Origin of the sequence: Nonomuraea sp. NPDC050556, from assembly GCF_044457355.1 — a bacterium.
Taxonomy (GTDB): domain Bacteria; phylum Actinomycetota; class Actinomycetes; order Streptosporangiales; family Streptosporangiaceae; genus Nonomuraea.
This window is the reverse complement of record NZ_JBITGU010000001.1, coordinates 203,585-218,152: the sequence shown is the minus strand read 5'-3', so window position 1 is coordinate 218,152 and position 14,568 is coordinate 203,585. Positions and strand designations below refer to the sequence as shown.

Sequence of the window (14,568 nt, the reverse complement as noted above, 5' to 3'; positions counted from 1 at the left end):
CGGCGGAGCCCAACGGCCCCGCCGCACCCGCTACTCGGTCACCGGCCTGACGATCCCGTGGTGGGCCAGCAGCAGATCGACACCCCTGCGGGTCTCCTGCCCCTCGCTGCGGAGCTCGCCAACCTCGCTGCGGAGCTCACTGACCTCACCGCGCAACTCGCCGACCTCACCACGAAGCCCTCCGACCTCACCGCGCAGCTCACCGACCTCACTGCGGAGTCCGCTAACCTCGCCGCGGGTCTCCTGCCCTTCCCTGCGCAACTCGCCCACCTCCCGGCGGGTCTCGTCGCTGACCTCGCGCAGGTGAGCGACGTCGGTCGACAGCGTGGTCAACCGCTCTTTGATCTCCTCCATGTCCTTGCCTGTCTCGAACGCGAACGACTCCAGGGCCCGGAATCGCTCGACGGAGGTCTTGGTGTTCATGTGTTCCTTCCCCTACCGTCGGCGGTAGGGACCTGGGTGTTATCGCCACTCAGGTCCCGTCTTCAGATGAGGCTAGCCGAGCGGAGCCCGAGAGACCTGTGCGCATTCAGCACACACTGATCCTCGGATGAGGAGGCGGGATTCCTCCCAGAGGAGGAGGAATCGGGCTCTCACCTGGTCATACATTGAAGCGGTGCGCATTGATCGCCCCCAGCTTCTCGACGCGGCCCTGGCCGCCGTCCTTGCCGTGGGCTCAGGCGTCGCCCTGGCGTACTCCGGCTCCCCCCTCCCCGTCACCCTGCTCACCGTCCTCGCCTGCCTCCCCGTGGCCGTGCGCCGCCGCTGGCCCCTGGGCGCGTTCACCGCGAACATCGTCCTCGGCCTGCTCCTGGCCGCCCTCGGCCAGGATCCCGGCACCACGGGCACGGCCACCCTGATCCTGCTCTACACCGCCGCCGCCTACCGGGGCCTCGCCGTCGCGCTGGGCGCCCTGCTGCTGTCCTTCGTCGCCTACACCCTGAACGCCGCGATCTCGCTGCCCGACCAGGTGACGCTGTCCGACCACGTGATCGTCGTCATCGTGCTCGCCGCCGTCTGGGGCACCGGCCGCAGCCTCCGTCTGCGCCGCGCCTACCTCGACGAGCTCAAGGACCGCGCCACCCGCCTGGAAAGGGCCAGGGACGCCGACACCAGGGCGGCCAAGGCCGAGGAACGCGCCAGGATCGCCAGGGAACTGCACGACGTGGTGGCCCACCACGTGAGCGTGATGACCGTGCAGGCGGCAGCGGCGCGCAAGGTGCTGGCGAGCGACCCGGCCCTGGCCGACGAGGCGCTGTCGGCGATCGAGAACACCGGCCGCATGGCGATGAACGAGATGCGGAACATGGTCGGCGTCCTGCGCACGGACGGCGGCTACCCGGCCGAGCGCGGGCCGCAGCCGGGCATGCACGACCTGCCGGCGCTGGTGGAGCAGATGCGGGAGGCGGGGTTGTCGGCGCGGCTGTCGGTGGAGGGCGTGCCCGGCGCGATCCCCGCCGGGGTGGACCTGGCGGCCTACCGGCTGGTCCAGGAGGGGCTGACCAACACCCTGCGGCACGCGGGCGCCGGGGCTGCCGCGGTGGTGACCGTACGGCATGAGCCGCGTGAGCTGGACGTCCGGGTCGAGGACGACGGACGGGTCCCGAGCCAAGCGCAACAAACGGGGAAGGATCGGGTGGGGCACGGCTTGGTGGGCATTCGTGAGCGAGTTGCCCTCTATGGTGGAATCCTCAAGGCCGGGCCGCGCCCAGGGGGCGGTTTCGAGGTGCAGGCAAGGTTCCCGCTGAAGGACGGACAATGACGATCAGAGTGCTGCTGGTGGACGACCAGCCGCTGCTGCGTACGGGGTTCCGCCTGATCCTGGAGGCCGAACCGGACATCACCGTCGTCGGCCAGGCGGGCGACGGCAAGGACGCGCAGGAGCAGACGAGGGCATTGCTGCCCGACGTGGTGCTGATGGACATCCGCATGCCGGGTGTCGACGGCATCGAGGCGACGCGCCGCATCGTGCGCGACGCCGTGTCGGGGGCGCACGTGCCGAAGGTACTGGTCCTGACCACGTTCGACCTGGACGAGTACATCGTGGAGGCGCTGCGATCCGGCGCGTCGGGCTTCCTGCTGAAGGACGTGCCGCCGGACGAGCTGGTGCACGCGATCAGGGTGGTGGCGGCGGGCGACGCGATCGTGGCGCCGAGCGTGACGAAACGGCTGCTGGACCGGTTCGCGGCGAAGCTGCCCTCGGCGTACGAGCAGACGACTCCCGCGCGGCTGGACCGGCTGACGGAGCGGGAGCTGGAGGTGCTCAAGCTGATCGCCAAGGGCATGTCCAACGCGGAGATCGCGGCGAAGCTGGTGGTCAGCGAGACGACGGTGAAGACCCACGTGGGCAACGTCCTCACCAAGCTGGGCCTGCGCGACCGCGTCCAGGCGGTCGTCCTGGCCTACGAGTCGGGCCTCGCGACTCCTGGGGCCCTTTCTTAGGGGTAGGGACAGCCACCCGCCGACGTGGGCGAGCGGCTGTCCTTCATGTCACGCCTCGGAGGTGGTGGGGGCGGGCTGCTCGGCGGCGGCCGGGGCGTTCTCCGGGAAGTGGCAGGCGACCTGGTGTCCCGTGGCCAGTTCGAGCAGCGGCGGCTCGACCGTCTTGCAGACCTCCTGCGCCTTCCAGCACCGGGTGTGGAAGCGGCAGGCGGGCGGCGGGTTGAGCGGGCTGGGCACGTCACCCGTGAGCCGGATGCGCTCCTTGTCCCTGCGCGCCTTCGGGTCGGGCACCGGCACGGCCGACATCAGCGCGTTCGTGTAGGGGTGCATCGGCGACCCGTACAGCGACTTGCGGTCAGCGACCTCGACGATCTTGCCGAGGTACATGACCGCGACCCGGTCGCTGATGTGCCGCACCACCGACAGGTCGTGCGCGATGACCACGTAGGTCAGGTCGAGCTCGTTCTGCAGGTCCTCCAGCAGGTTGACCACCTGCGCCTGGATCGACACGTCGAGCGCGGACACCGGCTCGTCGGCGATGATCAGCTTGGGCTTGAGCGCGAGCGTGCGGGCGATGCCGATGCGCTGGCGCTGCCCGCCGGAGAACTCGTGCGGGTAGCGGTTGTAGTGCTCAGGGTTGAGCCCGACGAGCTTGAGGATGTCCTGGACGGCCTTCTTGGTGCCGCCCTCCGGCTGGACGCCCTGGATGCGGAACGGCGCCCCGACGATCGCGCCGACGGTGTGGCGCGGGTTGAGCGACGAGTAGGGGTCCTGGAAGATCATCTGCATGTCCGTGCGCAGGGGCCTGAGCTTGCCCTGCGACATGTGGCTGATGTCCTGGCCCTCGAAGGTGACCGTGCCGCCGGTGGGCTCCAGCAGCCTGGTGACCAGGCGGCCGGTGGTCGACTTGCCGCAGCCGGACTCGCCGACCAGGCCGAGCGTCTCGCCCTTGAACACGTCGAAGGAGATGCCGTCGACCGCCTTGACGGCGCCGACCTGCCGCTTCAGCAGTCCAGTGGTGATCGGGAAGTGCATCTGCAGGTCCCGCACCGACAGCAGCGGCTCTGTTTCGCTCACGACGTCTCCAGCACTGGCTTGATCTCGGTCTCCCACAACGTATGCCGCTCGTCCCTGCTCATGTGACACCGGACCAGGTGGCCGCCCTTGGTCTCCAGGAGCTCGGGCACCTCGCTGCTCGACCGGCCGCCGGTGCGGTCGGTGTAGGGGCAGCGGGGGTGGAAGGCGCAGCCTGACGGGACGTTGATGAGCGACGGCGGCGTGCCCTTGATCGGCAGCAGCCGCTCGGTGCGCTCTCTGTCCAGGCGGGGCATGGAGCCGAGCAGGCCCCAGGTGTAGGGGTGTTCCGGCTCGTAGAAGACGTCTTCCGCGCTGCCGTACTCGATGCACTTGCCGCCGTACATCACCAGGATGTCGTCGGACAGCTCGGCGACGACGCCGAGGTCGTGGGTGATGATGATGAGCGCGGAGTTGAACTCGCGCTGCAGGTCACGCATCAGGTCGAGGATCTGCGCCTGGACCGTCACGTCGAGCGCGGTGGTCGGCTCGTCGGCGATCAGCAGCTCGGGGTCGCACGACAGCGCCATGGCGATCATGGCGCGCTGGCGCATGCCGCCGGAGAACTGGTGCGGGTAGTCGTCGACGCGGCGGCTGGGCTCGGGGATGCCGACCCTGCCGAGCATGTCGACGGCGTGCTTGTGCGCCACCTTCTTGGTGACGTCGTGGTGGATCCGGTAGGCCTCGACGATCTGGGCGCCGACCGTGTAGTAGGGGTGCATGGCCGACAGCGGATCCTGGAAGATCATCGCCATCTTCTTGCCGCGCAGCTGCCGCACGTGCTCGTTGCTGGCGCCGATCAGCTCCTCGCCGTCCAGCCAGATCTCGCCGGTGAGCTTGGCGTGGCCGCCCTTGTGCAGGCCGAGGATGCCCAGGCTGGTCACGGACTTGCCGGAGCCGGACTCGCCGACGATGCCGAGCGTCTTGCCGCGCTCGAGCTCGAAGGAGAGCCCGTCGACCGAGCGGACGAGGCCGTCCTCGGTCGGGAAGTGGATCTTGAGGTCCTTGACTTCGAGAAACGCGCTCATCCCAGCCTCACCCTCGGGTCGACCACCGCGTAGAGAAGGTCGACGACCAGGTTGGCCGTCACCACGAACAGCGCGGCCAGGAGCGTGACCCCCATGACGGCCGGCAGGTCGTTGTTGGAGATGGAGTCGACGGCGTAACGGCCGAGGCCGTTGAGGGAGAAGGTCGACTCGGTGAGTACGGCGCCGCCCATCAGCAGGCCGAAGTCGAGGCCGAACACGGTGACCAGCGGCGTGAGCGCGGCCCTGAGCCCGTGCTTGACGACGACCTTGCGCTCGACCAGGCCCTTGGCCCTGGCGGTGCGGATGTAGTCCTCGCCCATGGTCTCCAGCATGCCCGCTCTGGTGAGCCGGGCGTACGTGGCCGCGAACAGCAGGGCCAGCGTGATCCAGGGCAAGATCAGGTTATAAGCCCATTGCCCCGGATTGATCGTGATATCCGTCCATGCCCCGCCCGGAGCCGTCCAGCCCAATCCGTAGCTGAAGACGACGAGCGAGATCATGCCGGTGAAGAAGATCGGGAGTGACACACCGGCCAGTGCCACACCCATGGCCGCTCGGTCGAAGAAGCTGCCGCGTCTCAGCGCGGACAGCACGCCGGTCGCGACGCCGCCCAGCGCCCACAGCACGGCCGCGCCCAGGGCGAGCGACAGCGTCACCCTGGAGCGGTCGAGCATGTTGGGCCACACGGGCTGCTGGTTGATGAAGGAATAGCCGAAGCACGGCGCAGGGCACTGCTCCACCGAGGTACCGGTGTCGTAGGTAGTGCCTGCCACGACGCCCTTGATGAAGCGTCCGTACTGCACGGCGATCGGGTCGTAGAACCCGAGTCGCCCGGCGACGAGCTTGATGGTCTCGTCCGTGGCTGTGCGCCCGACGTACCGGGCCGCGAACCCCTCCGGTGTGGCGCCCGCAAGGCGCGGCACCAGGAAGAAGATCGCGAAGGTGACCATGCTGACGATCAGCAGCATCGCCGCCGCGCCGATCACGCGCCTGATGATGTATGTGCCCACTGTGCCTCGGCTCCGGCCCCCGTCCTCTTGTGGAGGACGGGGACCTGCGCCTTCACCCGCCTATCTCGGTGTGGTCTGACTTACTGCTGGACGCCCATGCCGACGTAGTCGTACATCTGCTGGGAGTCGCTGATGAACACGTTGGTCGCGCCCTTGGGCCGGATGAACAGCGTCTTGGCGTACACGACGGGCAGCGTGACGGCGTTCTCCATGACCTTCATGTCGATCTGCGACCACAGGTCCGCACGCTTGGCGGCGTCCGGCTCGGCCTTGATCTGGTCGATCATCTTGTCGACTTCCGGCATCTTGACGGACAGGTTGTAGTTACCTGCCGCGCGGATGTCCCGGCTGTCGGTGATGGCCTGCATGAAGCCGTAGGTGTCGGGGTAGTCCGAACCCCAGCCGTTGATGGCGATGCCGATGTTGTTTTCCTTGACGTAGGCCGGCTTGCCCGCGTAGAGCGCGAAGTAGTCGTCCTGTGGGAAGGGCTTGAGCGTCAGCTTGATGCCGACCTTGGCCAGCGACTGCTGGAGCGACTCGGCGGCCGCCTTCTCCTTGGTGCGCTCGGTGCGGTAGGAGATGTTGGTCTCGAACCCGTCGGGCTTGCCACAGGCCTTCAGCGCGGCCTTGGCCTTCTCGATGTCACCCTTGTCGTCAGCCGTCTTGTAGAGCTCGATCGGCTTGTAGCCCGCCATGGTCTTGGGAACCATGCCGGTCGCGATCTCGCCACCGGTCTCGCCGCCGTACGCGCGGAAGAGGCTGGTGCGGTCGGCCGCGAACTCGACGGCCTTGCGGCACTCGATGTTCGTGAAGGGCTCGACGTCCGGGATGATCGACATGTACCACAGGCGCTGCAGGGACGGGTTGTCCGTCCTGGCCTTCAGCGCCGGGTCGCCCATGACCTTGGGCAGCGCGGCGGCGCCGATGCCCAGACCGTCGATGGCCGCCTGGACGTCACCGTTGATGATGCGGTTGTCGAGGTCGTCGGCGTTGACCTTGACCTGGACCTCGATCTTGTCCGGCAGCGCCGGGCGGTTCGGGTCGGTCGCGGCGTCCCAGTTCTCGTTGCGGACGAGCGTGAAGCCCTTGCCGACCTCGTTGGTCTCGAACTTGTAGGGGCCCGTCGAGATGACGTGCTCCTGGTACTTCGTGCCGGTGTCCTTGTCCTTGGGGACAGGCATCGTCATCGGCATCTGCATGATGTAGTCGAACAGGCCGAACGGCTGGTTCAGGTGGAAGACGATCGTCTGGTCGTCAGGAGTCGAGATCGCCGAGGAGATGTCGGCGTCCTTGTCCTTCATTCCGCCCTTGTAGCCCTTGGGCCAGGAGAGCAGCGCGTTGAGGTAGGTCGGCCCGTTCGGGAAGACCTCCTTGTCGTAGGAGCGCGCCACGGCGTAGGCGACGTCCTTGGAGGTGACCGGCGTGCCGTCCTCGAACTTGACGCCCTTGCGCAGGGTGTAGGTCCAGGTCTTGGCGTCGTCGCTGGCCTTGCCCAGGCTCTCGGCCAGGTCGGGGACCAGCGTGTTGCCGTCGGCGCCGGGCGCGGACTTGAACATCAGCAGCGCGCGCCCGTAGAGGCGGGCGAAGTTGAGCGAGTAGCCGTAGTACGTGTTGCCGGGGTCGAGGCTGTCCCAGTCGGCCGTGTTGGCCAGCTTGAGCGTGCCGCCCTTCTTGTCGGACGGGTTGTAGATCTTGCCGACCGCGGCGTCCGCCTCACCCTGTGCGGCGGGCGCTGCCGCGCCCGAGGACTGAGTGCCCTGACCAGGGGTCTGCGTGGCGTTGCCACCGCAGGCCGCGAGACCGAGCACCAGTGCCGCACCCAGTGCGGTGGTGATTATCGATTTTCTTCTCATCAAGGTGTCGCACCCCTTTGGGTTGGAAGCTGGAGAAAGGGAGTCGAGGGGGCCGTTCAGCGCTTGCCGCGCGGGTCGAGCGCGTCACGCAGGCCGTCACCGAAGAGGTTGAAGGCCAGAACGGTGATGAAGATCGCCAGTCCGGGGAAGACCATGAAGTGCGGGATCGTGTAGAACCGCGCCGCGTCGGACAGCATGCCGCCCCAGGTCGGGGTGGGCGGGCGCACACCGACGCCGAGGAAGGACAGCGCGGCCTCGAACAGGATGTTCGCCGGGATCAGCAGCGTCGAGTAGATGAGGATCGGCGCCACGAGGTTGGGCAGCAGTTCGCGGAAGATGATGTACGGCCCGCGGGCGCCCAGGCTCCTGGCGGCGTCGACGAACTCACGTTCGCGCAGCGACAGCGTCTGCCCTCGGATGATGCGCCCGAGGTAGGGCCAGTTGAAGAACCCGATGATGAAGATCAGCACTCCGACGCGGAGCGTGTCGCCCGACAGGCCGAAGCCCTGGTCGGGGATGACGCCGGCCAGCGCCAGCGCGAACACCAGGATGGGGAAGGCCAGGAAGACGTCCATGGCCCGGCCGATCAGGGTGTCCACCCAGCCGCCGAAGTAGCCGGCGATGACGCCGAGCACGGTGCCGATGATCACCGAGAGCATCGTGGCGAGGAAGGCGATCAGCAGCGAGATCCGCGCGCCGTAGACGACGCGGCTGAACAGGTCGCGGCCGTTGACGGGCTCGAGACCGAACAGGTAGTCCCAGCTCATGCCGCCGAAGGCGCCCTTGGGTGCCATGGTCCTGCCGTCGACCAGGTCCTCGTGGTATTCCAGCGGGTCGTGACCGAACCACTTGACGAGGAGCGGCGCGAAGATCGCCACCAGGATGAGGAAGATGATGACGGCGGCGCCGGCCATCGCGACGCGGTCGCGCTTGAGCCTGCGCCACGCGATCTGGCCGAGCGAGCGGCCTTCGATCGCCTTGCCCTCGCCTTCGAGCACCAGCTCCGGCTCTGCCGTGGTGGCAGATTCCGGGACATCCAGCGGGGCGGTCATGCGATCGCCTCCGCCCCTGTGCTCAGGGGCGAGTCGTGCGGCCCTGCGGCCGTGGTACTGCGCATGGTGTTCTGCCCCCTGGGTTCCAGACGACGTCGTCCGTTACTCGCGATTCCCGATCAGGGTAATCGCTCCCTTATCGCTGTGACCGCGTTCACGGCCTCAGGAGGCAGAATCTATGGCCTGAGCTGGTATGACCAGTCCCTTGGGGCCCTATGTGGCTCAACTGTGATTGACGCGAAACGGATTCGTATCGATCTTGACCCGAATATCTACGCGTAGTTCCGGTTGCGTCTCGGAACTGTGACACAGCACTTAGCTGATGCCACGCTTCTTCAGGATGTCCTCGATGTCGGAAAAATCATCGTCGTTCGTCCTCGACTTGGGCGGCGCGACAGCAGGCTTTCCCGCAGGCTGCTGAACGGGTCGCGCAGGCGCCGCTCTGCCCGGCTTGTCGGCCGCTGGGGCTGCTGGGGCGGCTGTGATCGCGTCGGCTCTGGCGAGCTTGCGCGCGCGCATGACGCCGGACACGACGAACAACACCACCGACAGCCCGGTCACGGCGACGCCCGCCCAGACGACCGGGTTGAACACCAGGCTCGTCACGAAGCCCACGATGGTGCTTCCGACGACCCACAGGGCGCTGAGCGCTCCGGTGAGCAGGGCGGCCACGGGCAGCAGGGACCAGGCGGCCAGCCGCATTCCCGCCGCGGCGCCCCGGCGTCTGAACGCCAGGAAGCTGAACACGAGCCCCACGGCGGTGAGCCCGCCACAGATCGGCAACCAGGTGATCGATTCAAATGGCATGTTCTGCTCCCGTTCGGCTTTATCCCCATCCTGGCACGCGGGAACGCGCGTGGCGCTCCTCCCAGAGAACGACCCGACCCTGATGTCCGTGCCCGTGGTGGCTGAGGTTTTTCTGGGGGTACGGCTGGCGCCGGGGGACACGCCACCCACCGACCGTGGCTGGGCTCCGTCCAGGGAGACGCTCACCGAGCGGCGACGGCGGGCCGCCGTCACGGCCCAGGGATCCGCCCCGTGAGGCCCTCGGGGAACCCCTTAGGGGCTACACGGAGTGTCGGCCGGGGTGGAGGGGATGGCCGGGGGGTTCCGTGCGATGTTGCGGCGGCCCGCCACGTGGGCCTGGAGTGGCGTGGGGCCGCGGAGCCCGGCCACGGTCGGCGCGTGGCTGTCCCCTGGCGCCAGCCGTACAAGAAAAGGGTGTTACTGGGCGGGGAGGAGGGCGCGGAGGTCGGCCGGGGTGACCTCGGTGAGGGAGGAGACGACGAGGCGGCCCGGGGCGGGGGCGATCGGCAGGAGGCTGGGGACGGCCACCACCGCGCACCCGGCTGCCGTGCCCGCCGCCACCCCGTTCGGCGAGTCCTCCAGCACCACGCACCGCACCGGCGACACGTCCAGCCTGGACGCGGCCGTCAGGTAGGGCTCGGGGTCGGGCTTGGTGCGCGTGACGTCGTCGGCGGTGACGATCGTGTCGAAGCGGTGGCGTCCCACGTGGGTCAGGATCGCCTCGGCGATCTCCTTGATGGACGACGTGACCAGCCCTACCGGCACCCCCTTCGCGCGCAGCGCCTCCAGGAGTTCGAGCGCGCCCGGCATGGCCACGACGCCGTGGGTGAGGCGCTCGACCATGCCGTCGATCATCCAGGTGCGCAGGGTGCGCGGGGAGACGGAGGAGCCGGAGACGTCGAGCATGTAGGCGACGGTGCGCTCCATGGAGCCGCCGACCAGGTGCGTCTGGTGCTCGGGCGTCCATTCGCCGCCGAGACGGTCCATGACCACCGTCTCGATCTCCAGCCAGACCTTTTCCGTGTCGACGAGGAGACCGTCCATGTCGAAGAAGACCGCTTCCATGCATCCCCCAGAGGTGACGTCGCCGGGGCCGCTGTGGTGGCGGTCCCGGCTGTGGGCAAGGGTCAACGGGGTACGGCCCGCGGACATTCCCCGGCTCGGCGCCGGGGGGAAGGTAGATCCTTCCCCCTCCCCCACCCCCTCACACCCCCGCCTGCCCACCCTCCCGCCCCTGGTCCTGCTGGGGCTGACGACCTCTGGCAGTTGCCGTCAGTGCGTGGTGCTGCAAGAACTCCAGCAGAATGATCTCTTTTGGCCCCGACCTCCACTGTTGCCGCAACCAGGGCAGGTAGGGACGGCCGTCGTAACCGTGGAAGACCGACGAGAGGGTAGACCAAGCCGTCGGGACTCACTTGTGGGGATCTCTGCCCAGGCAACCGGCCGATGTCCCTCACTCCATCGCGCTGGCACAGGCTCCCCACATGCCCCGGCAAGCACAGCAGCCTCAGCCAAGCGCCGCCCCGTCACACAAGCCGAGGGCCCTCCACGCCACCACCCGTTGGTCGTAGCGAGGCGGCCACAGGCACTTGGACTTGGCACGAGCGGGGCACTGCGCGGCGTTCATAAAACGCCTGCAGTGCCATGACCGCGCGCGGACGGTCACTGCCAGAGGTCGCCAGCCACTGCAGGACCAGGGGCGGGCGGGTGGGCGGGCGGGTGGGCGGGCGGTGGGTGGGCAGGTGGGTGAGGAGAGTAAGGGGCGGGGAGGCGGGAGGAGGGGGGCTAGACGTTGAAGTACTTGGCCTCGGGGTGGTGGGTGATCAGGGCGGAGGTGGCCTGTTCCGGGTGGAGTTGGAACTCCTCCGACAGCGATACCCCGATGCGCGCCGGGTCCAGAAGGTCGAAGAGTTGCACCTGGTCCTCCAGGTTCGGGCACGCGGGGTAGCCGAACGAATAACGGCATCCCCGGATGTTGACCTTGAGCATGTCGTCCAACGACTCCTCGCCGCCTATGGACAGCTCTGAGCGGACTCTCGCGTGCCAGTACTCGGCCAACGCCTCCGTCAGCTGCACAGAAAGCCCGTGCAACTCCAGGTAGTCCCGGTAAGCGTCCTTGGCGAAGAGTTCGGCCGTCGCCTCCGAGATACGCCCGCCCATCGTCGCCACCTGGAACCCGACCACGTCGACCTCCCCCGAGTCCTTCGACCGGAAGAAGTCCGACAGGCACAGATGCCGGTCCCGCCGCTGCCGCGGGAAGGTGAAGCGGGTGCGTTCGTTGCCCGCCTCGTCCAGGATGATCAGGTTGTCGCCGTCGCTCACGCACGGGAAGTAGCCGTAGACCACGGCCGCCTCCAGCAGCCCCTCGGTCTGCATGCGCTCCAGCCAAATGCGCAGCCTCGGCCGCCCCTCCGTCTCCACGAGCTCCTCGTACGAGGGACCCTCGCCGCCGCGCGCCGCCTTCAGGCCCCACTGGCCCATGAAGGTGGCGCGTTCGTCGAGGAACGCCGCGTACTCGGCCAGCGGGATGCCCTTGACGATGCGGTCACCGTAGAAGGGCGCGACGGGCACCGGGTTGTCGGCGGCCACGTCCGAGCGGGCGGGCAGGTCCTCGACGCGGGTGCGTTCGAGCACAGCGCCGGTCTTGACGCGGCGCTCGCGCAGCGGCGGCAGCGTCGCCCCGGCCACGCCGCGCTTGACGGCCATGAAGGAGTCCATGAGCCGCAGGCCCTCGAAGGCGTCGCGGGCGTAGCGGACCTCGCCGGAGAACAGCTCGGCCAGGTCCTGCTCGACGTAGGCACGGGTGAGCGCGGCGCCGCCCAGCAGGACGGGGAACCGTTCCGCTATGCCTCTGGAGTTCATCTCCTCCAGGTTTTCCTTCATGATGACCGTCGACTTCACCAGCAGCCCGGACATGCCGATGACGTCGGCCCGCTTCTCCTCGGCGGCTTCGAGGATCGCGCTGACGGGCTGCTTGATGCCGAGGTTGACGACCTCGTAGCCGTTGTTGGACAGGATGATGTCGACGAGGTTCTTGCCGATGTCGTGGACGTCGCCCTTGACGGTGGCCAGCACGATGCGGCCCTTGGTCTCGCCCTCGACGCGGTCCATGTGGGGTTCGAGGTAGGCGACGGCGGTCTTCATGACCTCGGCCGACTGCAGGACGAACGGCAGCTGCATCTGGCCGGAGCCGAACAGCTCGCCGACCGTCTTCATGCCGTCGAGCAGCACCTCGTTGATGATCTCGAGCGCCGGGCGCTGCCCGAGGGCGTCGTCGAGGTCGGCCTCCAGGCCCTTCTTCTCGCCGTCGATGATGCGGTGCTTGAGCCGCTCCCACAGCGGCATCGCGGCGAGCTCCTCCGCCTTGCCCGCGCGTACGGCTGCCGCGTCGACGCCGAAGAACAGGTCCATGAACCGCTGCAGCGGGTCGTATCCCTCGCGGCGGCGGTCGTAGACCATGTCGAGCGCGACCTGGCGCTGCTCGTCGGGGATGCGCGCCATCGGCACGATCTTGGAGGCGTGCACGATCGCGGAGTCGAGCCCGGCGTTGACGCACTCGTTGAGGAAGACGGAGTTGAGCACCATGCGGGCGGCCGGGTTGAGGCCGAAGGAGATGTTGGACAGGCCGAGCGTGGTCTGCACCTTGGGGTAGCGGCGCTTGAGCTCGCGGATGGCCTCGATGGTCTCCAGGCCGTCGCGGCGGGTCTCCTCCTGGCCGGTGGCGATGGGGAAGGTCAGGCAGTCGACGATGATGTCGTCGACCTTCATGCCCCAGTTGCCGGTGAGGTCGTCGATGAGGCGGGAGGCGACGCGCACCTTCCAGTCGGCGGTGCGCGCCTGGCCCTCCTCGTCGATGGTGAGGGCGACCACGGCTGCGCCGTGCTCGCTGACCAGGCGCATGATCTTCTGGAAGCGGCTGTCCGGGCCGTCGCCGTCCTCGTAGTTGACCGAGTTGACGGCGGCGCGGCCGCCGAGCATCTCCAGGCCCGCCTGGAGCACGCCGGGCTCGGTGGAGTCGAGCATGATCGGCAGGGTGGAGGCGGTGGCGAAGCGGAACGCCAGCTCCTTCATGTCGGCCACGCCGTCCCTGCCGACGTAGTCGACGCACAGGTCGAGCATGTGGGCGCCGTCGCGGGCCTGGTCGCGGGCCATCTCGACGCAGTCGTCCCAGCGGCCGTCGAGCATCGCCTCGCGGAAGGCCTTGGAGCCGTTGGTGTTGCAGCGCTCGCCGATGGCCAGGTAGGAGGTGTCCTGGCGGAACGGAACGGTCTGGTACAGCGAAGAGGCGCCCGGCTCCGGGTGCGGGCGCCTCGTGACGGGCTGCTTTCCGCGTACCCGTTCGACGACCTGCCGCAGGTGCTCGGGCGTGGTGCCGCAGCAACCGCCGACCAGGCCCAGGCCGTAGTCGCGGGTGAAGGTCTCGTGGGCTCCCGCGAGCTCGTCCGGCGACAGCGGGTAGTAGGCGCCGTCGGAGGTGAGGACGGGCAGGCCCGCGTTGGGCATGCAGGACAGCATCAGCCTGCTGTGCTTGGCGAGGTAGCGCAGGTGCTCGCTCATCTCGGCCGGGCCGGTCGCGCAGTTGAGGCCGACCAGGTCGACGCCGAGCGGTTCGATGGCGGTGAGCGCGGCGCCGATCTCGGAGCCGAGCAGCATGGCGCCGTTGGTCTCGATGGTGACCTGGGCGATGATCGGCACGTCGCGGCCCGCGTCGGCGATGGCCCGCTTGGAGCCGATGACGGCGGCCTTGACCTGCAGCAGGTCCTGACAGGTCTCGATGATGAGCGCGTCCGCGCCACCGGCGATCAGGCCCGCCGCGTTGTCGCGGTAGGCGTCGCGCAGGGTGGCGAACGGCAGGTGGCCCAGGGTCGGCAGCTTGGTGCCGGGGCCCATGGAGCCCAGGACGTAACGCGGGTGGTCGGGGGTGGACCAGTGGTCGGCCTGCTCGCGGGCGATCCTGGCGCCCGCCTCCGAGTATTCGAAGACGCGGTCGCCGATGTCGTATTCGGCCAGCGCGGCCAGGTTGGCGCCGAAGGTGTTGGTCTCGACCGCGTCGACGCCGACGGCGAAATAGGCGTCGTGGACGCCGCGCACGATGTCGGGGCGGGTGACGTTCAGCACTTCGTTGCAACCCTCGTAGCCCTCGAAGTCGTCGAGGGTGGGGTCCTGGGCCTGCAGCATCGTCCCCATGGCTCCGTCGGCCACCAGGACGCGCCGGGACAGGGCTTCGCGGAAGGACGGGGAGCTGTTCATGACCCCGATCCTATCGGGCGCTACCCTGCTTCCAAGCAATTGCACAAAGCGT

At 68.4% G+C, this 14,568-nt stretch carries 12 protein-coding genes; 3 read left to right on the top strand and 9 right to left on the bottom strand.

What is annotated here, in order from left to right; translation table 11 throughout:
• Nucleotides 1-30 precede the first annotated feature (30 nt).
• Nucleotides 31-423 (bottom strand): hypothetical protein, encoded by a 393-nt coding sequence (locus ACIBG8_RS01065; protein ID WP_397340375.1) that lies wholly within the window; start codon nucleotides 421-423, stop codon nucleotides 31-33.
• Nucleotides 424-616: 193 nt separating this feature from the next.
• Between ACIBG8_RS01065 and ACIBG8_RS01060 the strand changes: the two genes are divergently transcribed.
• Together ACIBG8_RS01060 and ACIBG8_RS01055 are read left to right on the top strand one after the other, a co-directional pair.
• Nucleotides 617-1,762, top strand: coding sequence for a sensor histidine kinase (locus ACIBG8_RS01060; protein ID WP_397340374.1), 1,146 nt, complete (start codon nucleotides 617-619; stop codon nucleotides 1,760-1,762).
• Nucleotides 1,759-2,442, top strand: a complete 684-nt coding sequence (locus ACIBG8_RS01055) for a response regulator (RefSeq protein ID WP_397340373.1) — start codon at nucleotides 1,759-1,761, stop codon at nucleotides 2,440-2,442. The genes ACIBG8_RS01060 and ACIBG8_RS01055 overlap by 4 nt, the downstream gene beginning before the upstream one ends.
• Before the next feature lie 48 nt (nucleotides 2,443-2,490).
• On the opposite strand, the gene ACIBG8_RS01050 is transcribed toward ACIBG8_RS01055, so the two are convergent.
• The 6 genes from ACIBG8_RS01050 to ACIBG8_RS01025 form a co-directional block, all read right to left on the bottom strand.
• A complete protein-coding gene (locus tag ACIBG8_RS01050; protein WP_397343881.1) occupies nucleotides 2,491-3,477 on the bottom strand; it encodes an ABC transporter ATP-binding protein in 987 nt (328 codons plus the stop codon).
• A gap of 38 nt (nucleotides 3,478-3,515) precedes the next feature.
• Nucleotides 3,516-4,544, bottom strand: coding sequence for an ABC transporter ATP-binding protein (locus ACIBG8_RS01045; protein WP_397340372.1), 1,029 nt, complete (start codon nucleotides 4,542-4,544; stop codon nucleotides 3,516-3,518).
• Nucleotides 4,541-5,554, bottom strand: a complete 1,014-nt coding sequence (locus ACIBG8_RS01040; RefSeq protein WP_397340371.1) for an ABC transporter permease — start codon at nucleotides 5,552-5,554, stop codon at nucleotides 4,541-4,543. The genes ACIBG8_RS01045 and ACIBG8_RS01040 overlap by 4 nt, the downstream gene beginning before the upstream one ends.
• 80 nt (nucleotides 5,555-5,634) lie before the next feature.
• Nucleotides 5,635-7,362 (bottom strand): ABC transporter substrate-binding protein, encoded by a 1,728-nt coding sequence (locus ACIBG8_RS01035; protein WP_397340370.1) that lies wholly within the window; start codon nucleotides 7,360-7,362, stop codon nucleotides 5,635-5,637.
• Nucleotides 7,363-7,463: 101 nt separating this feature from the next.
• The gene (locus ACIBG8_RS01030; protein WP_397340369.1) at nucleotides 7,464-8,459 is read right to left on the bottom strand and encodes an ABC transporter permease; all 996 of its coding nucleotides are present in this window, start codon (nucleotides 8,457-8,459) and stop codon (nucleotides 7,464-7,466) included.
• Nucleotides 8,460-8,774: 315 nt separating this feature from the next.
• Entirely contained in the window at nucleotides 8,775-9,266 is a 492-nt protein-coding gene (locus tag ACIBG8_RS01025) for a cellulose synthase (RefSeq protein WP_397340368.1), read from the bottom strand.
• 49 nt (nucleotides 9,267-9,315) lie between these two features.
• Here ACIBG8_RS01025 and ACIBG8_RS01020 point away from each other — a divergent pair, with 49 nt between their 5' ends.
• Entirely contained in the window at nucleotides 9,316-9,501 is a 186-nt protein-coding gene (locus tag ACIBG8_RS01020; protein ID WP_397340367.1) for a hypothetical protein, read from the top strand.
• Nucleotides 9,502-9,683: 182 nt separating this feature from the next.
• Here ACIBG8_RS01020 and ACIBG8_RS01015 read toward each other — a convergent pair whose 3' ends face one another.
• Together ACIBG8_RS01015 and metH are read right to left on the bottom strand one after the other, a co-directional pair.
• Nucleotides 9,684-10,331, bottom strand: a complete 648-nt coding sequence (locus ACIBG8_RS01015) for an HAD family hydrolase (protein ID WP_397340366.1) — start codon at nucleotides 10,329-10,331, stop codon at nucleotides 9,684-9,686.
• Nucleotides 10,332-11,051: 720 nt separating this feature from the next.
• The gene (gene metH, locus ACIBG8_RS01010) at nucleotides 11,052-14,516 is read right to left on the bottom strand and encodes a methionine synthase (protein ID WP_397340365.1); all 3,465 of its coding nucleotides are present in this window, start codon (nucleotides 14,514-14,516) and stop codon (nucleotides 11,052-11,054) included.
• Nucleotides 14,517-14,568 lie beyond the last annotated feature (52 nt).

What these genes read in the sequence shown, in the direction of transcription:
- ACIBG8_RS01065 (WP_397340375.1), bottom strand. Translation starts at nt 423, where the DNA reads ATGAACACCAAGACCTCCGTCGAGCGATTCCGGGCCCTGGAGTCGTTC.
- ACIBG8_RS01055 (WP_397340373.1), top strand. Translation starts at nt 1,759, where the DNA reads ATGACGATCAGAGTGCTGCTGGTGGACGACCAGCCGCTGCTGCGTACG.
- ACIBG8_RS01050 (WP_397343881.1), bottom strand. Translation starts at nt 3,477, where the DNA reads ATGCACTTCCCGATCACCACTGGACTGCTGAAGCGGCAGGTCGGCGCC.
- ACIBG8_RS01045 (WP_397340372.1), bottom strand. Translation starts at nt 4,544, where the DNA reads ATGAGCGCGTTTCTCGAAGTCAAGGACCTCAAGATCCACTTCCCGACC.
- ACIBG8_RS01030 (WP_397340369.1), bottom strand. Translation starts at nt 8,459, where the DNA reads ATGACCGCCCCGCTGGATGTCCCGGAATCTGCCACCACGGCAGAGCCG.
- ACIBG8_RS01025 (WP_397340368.1), bottom strand. Translation starts at nt 9,266, where the DNA reads ATGCCATTTGAATCGATCACCTGGTTGCCGATCTGTGGCGGGCTCACC.
- ACIBG8_RS01015 (WP_397340366.1), bottom strand. Translation starts at nt 10,331, where the DNA reads ATGGAAGCGGTCTTCTTCGACATGGACGGTCTCCTCGTCGACACGGAA.
- metH (WP_397340365.1), bottom strand. Translation starts at nt 14,516, where the DNA reads ATGAACAGCTCCCCGTCCTTCCGCGAAGCCCTGTCCCGGCGCGTCCTG.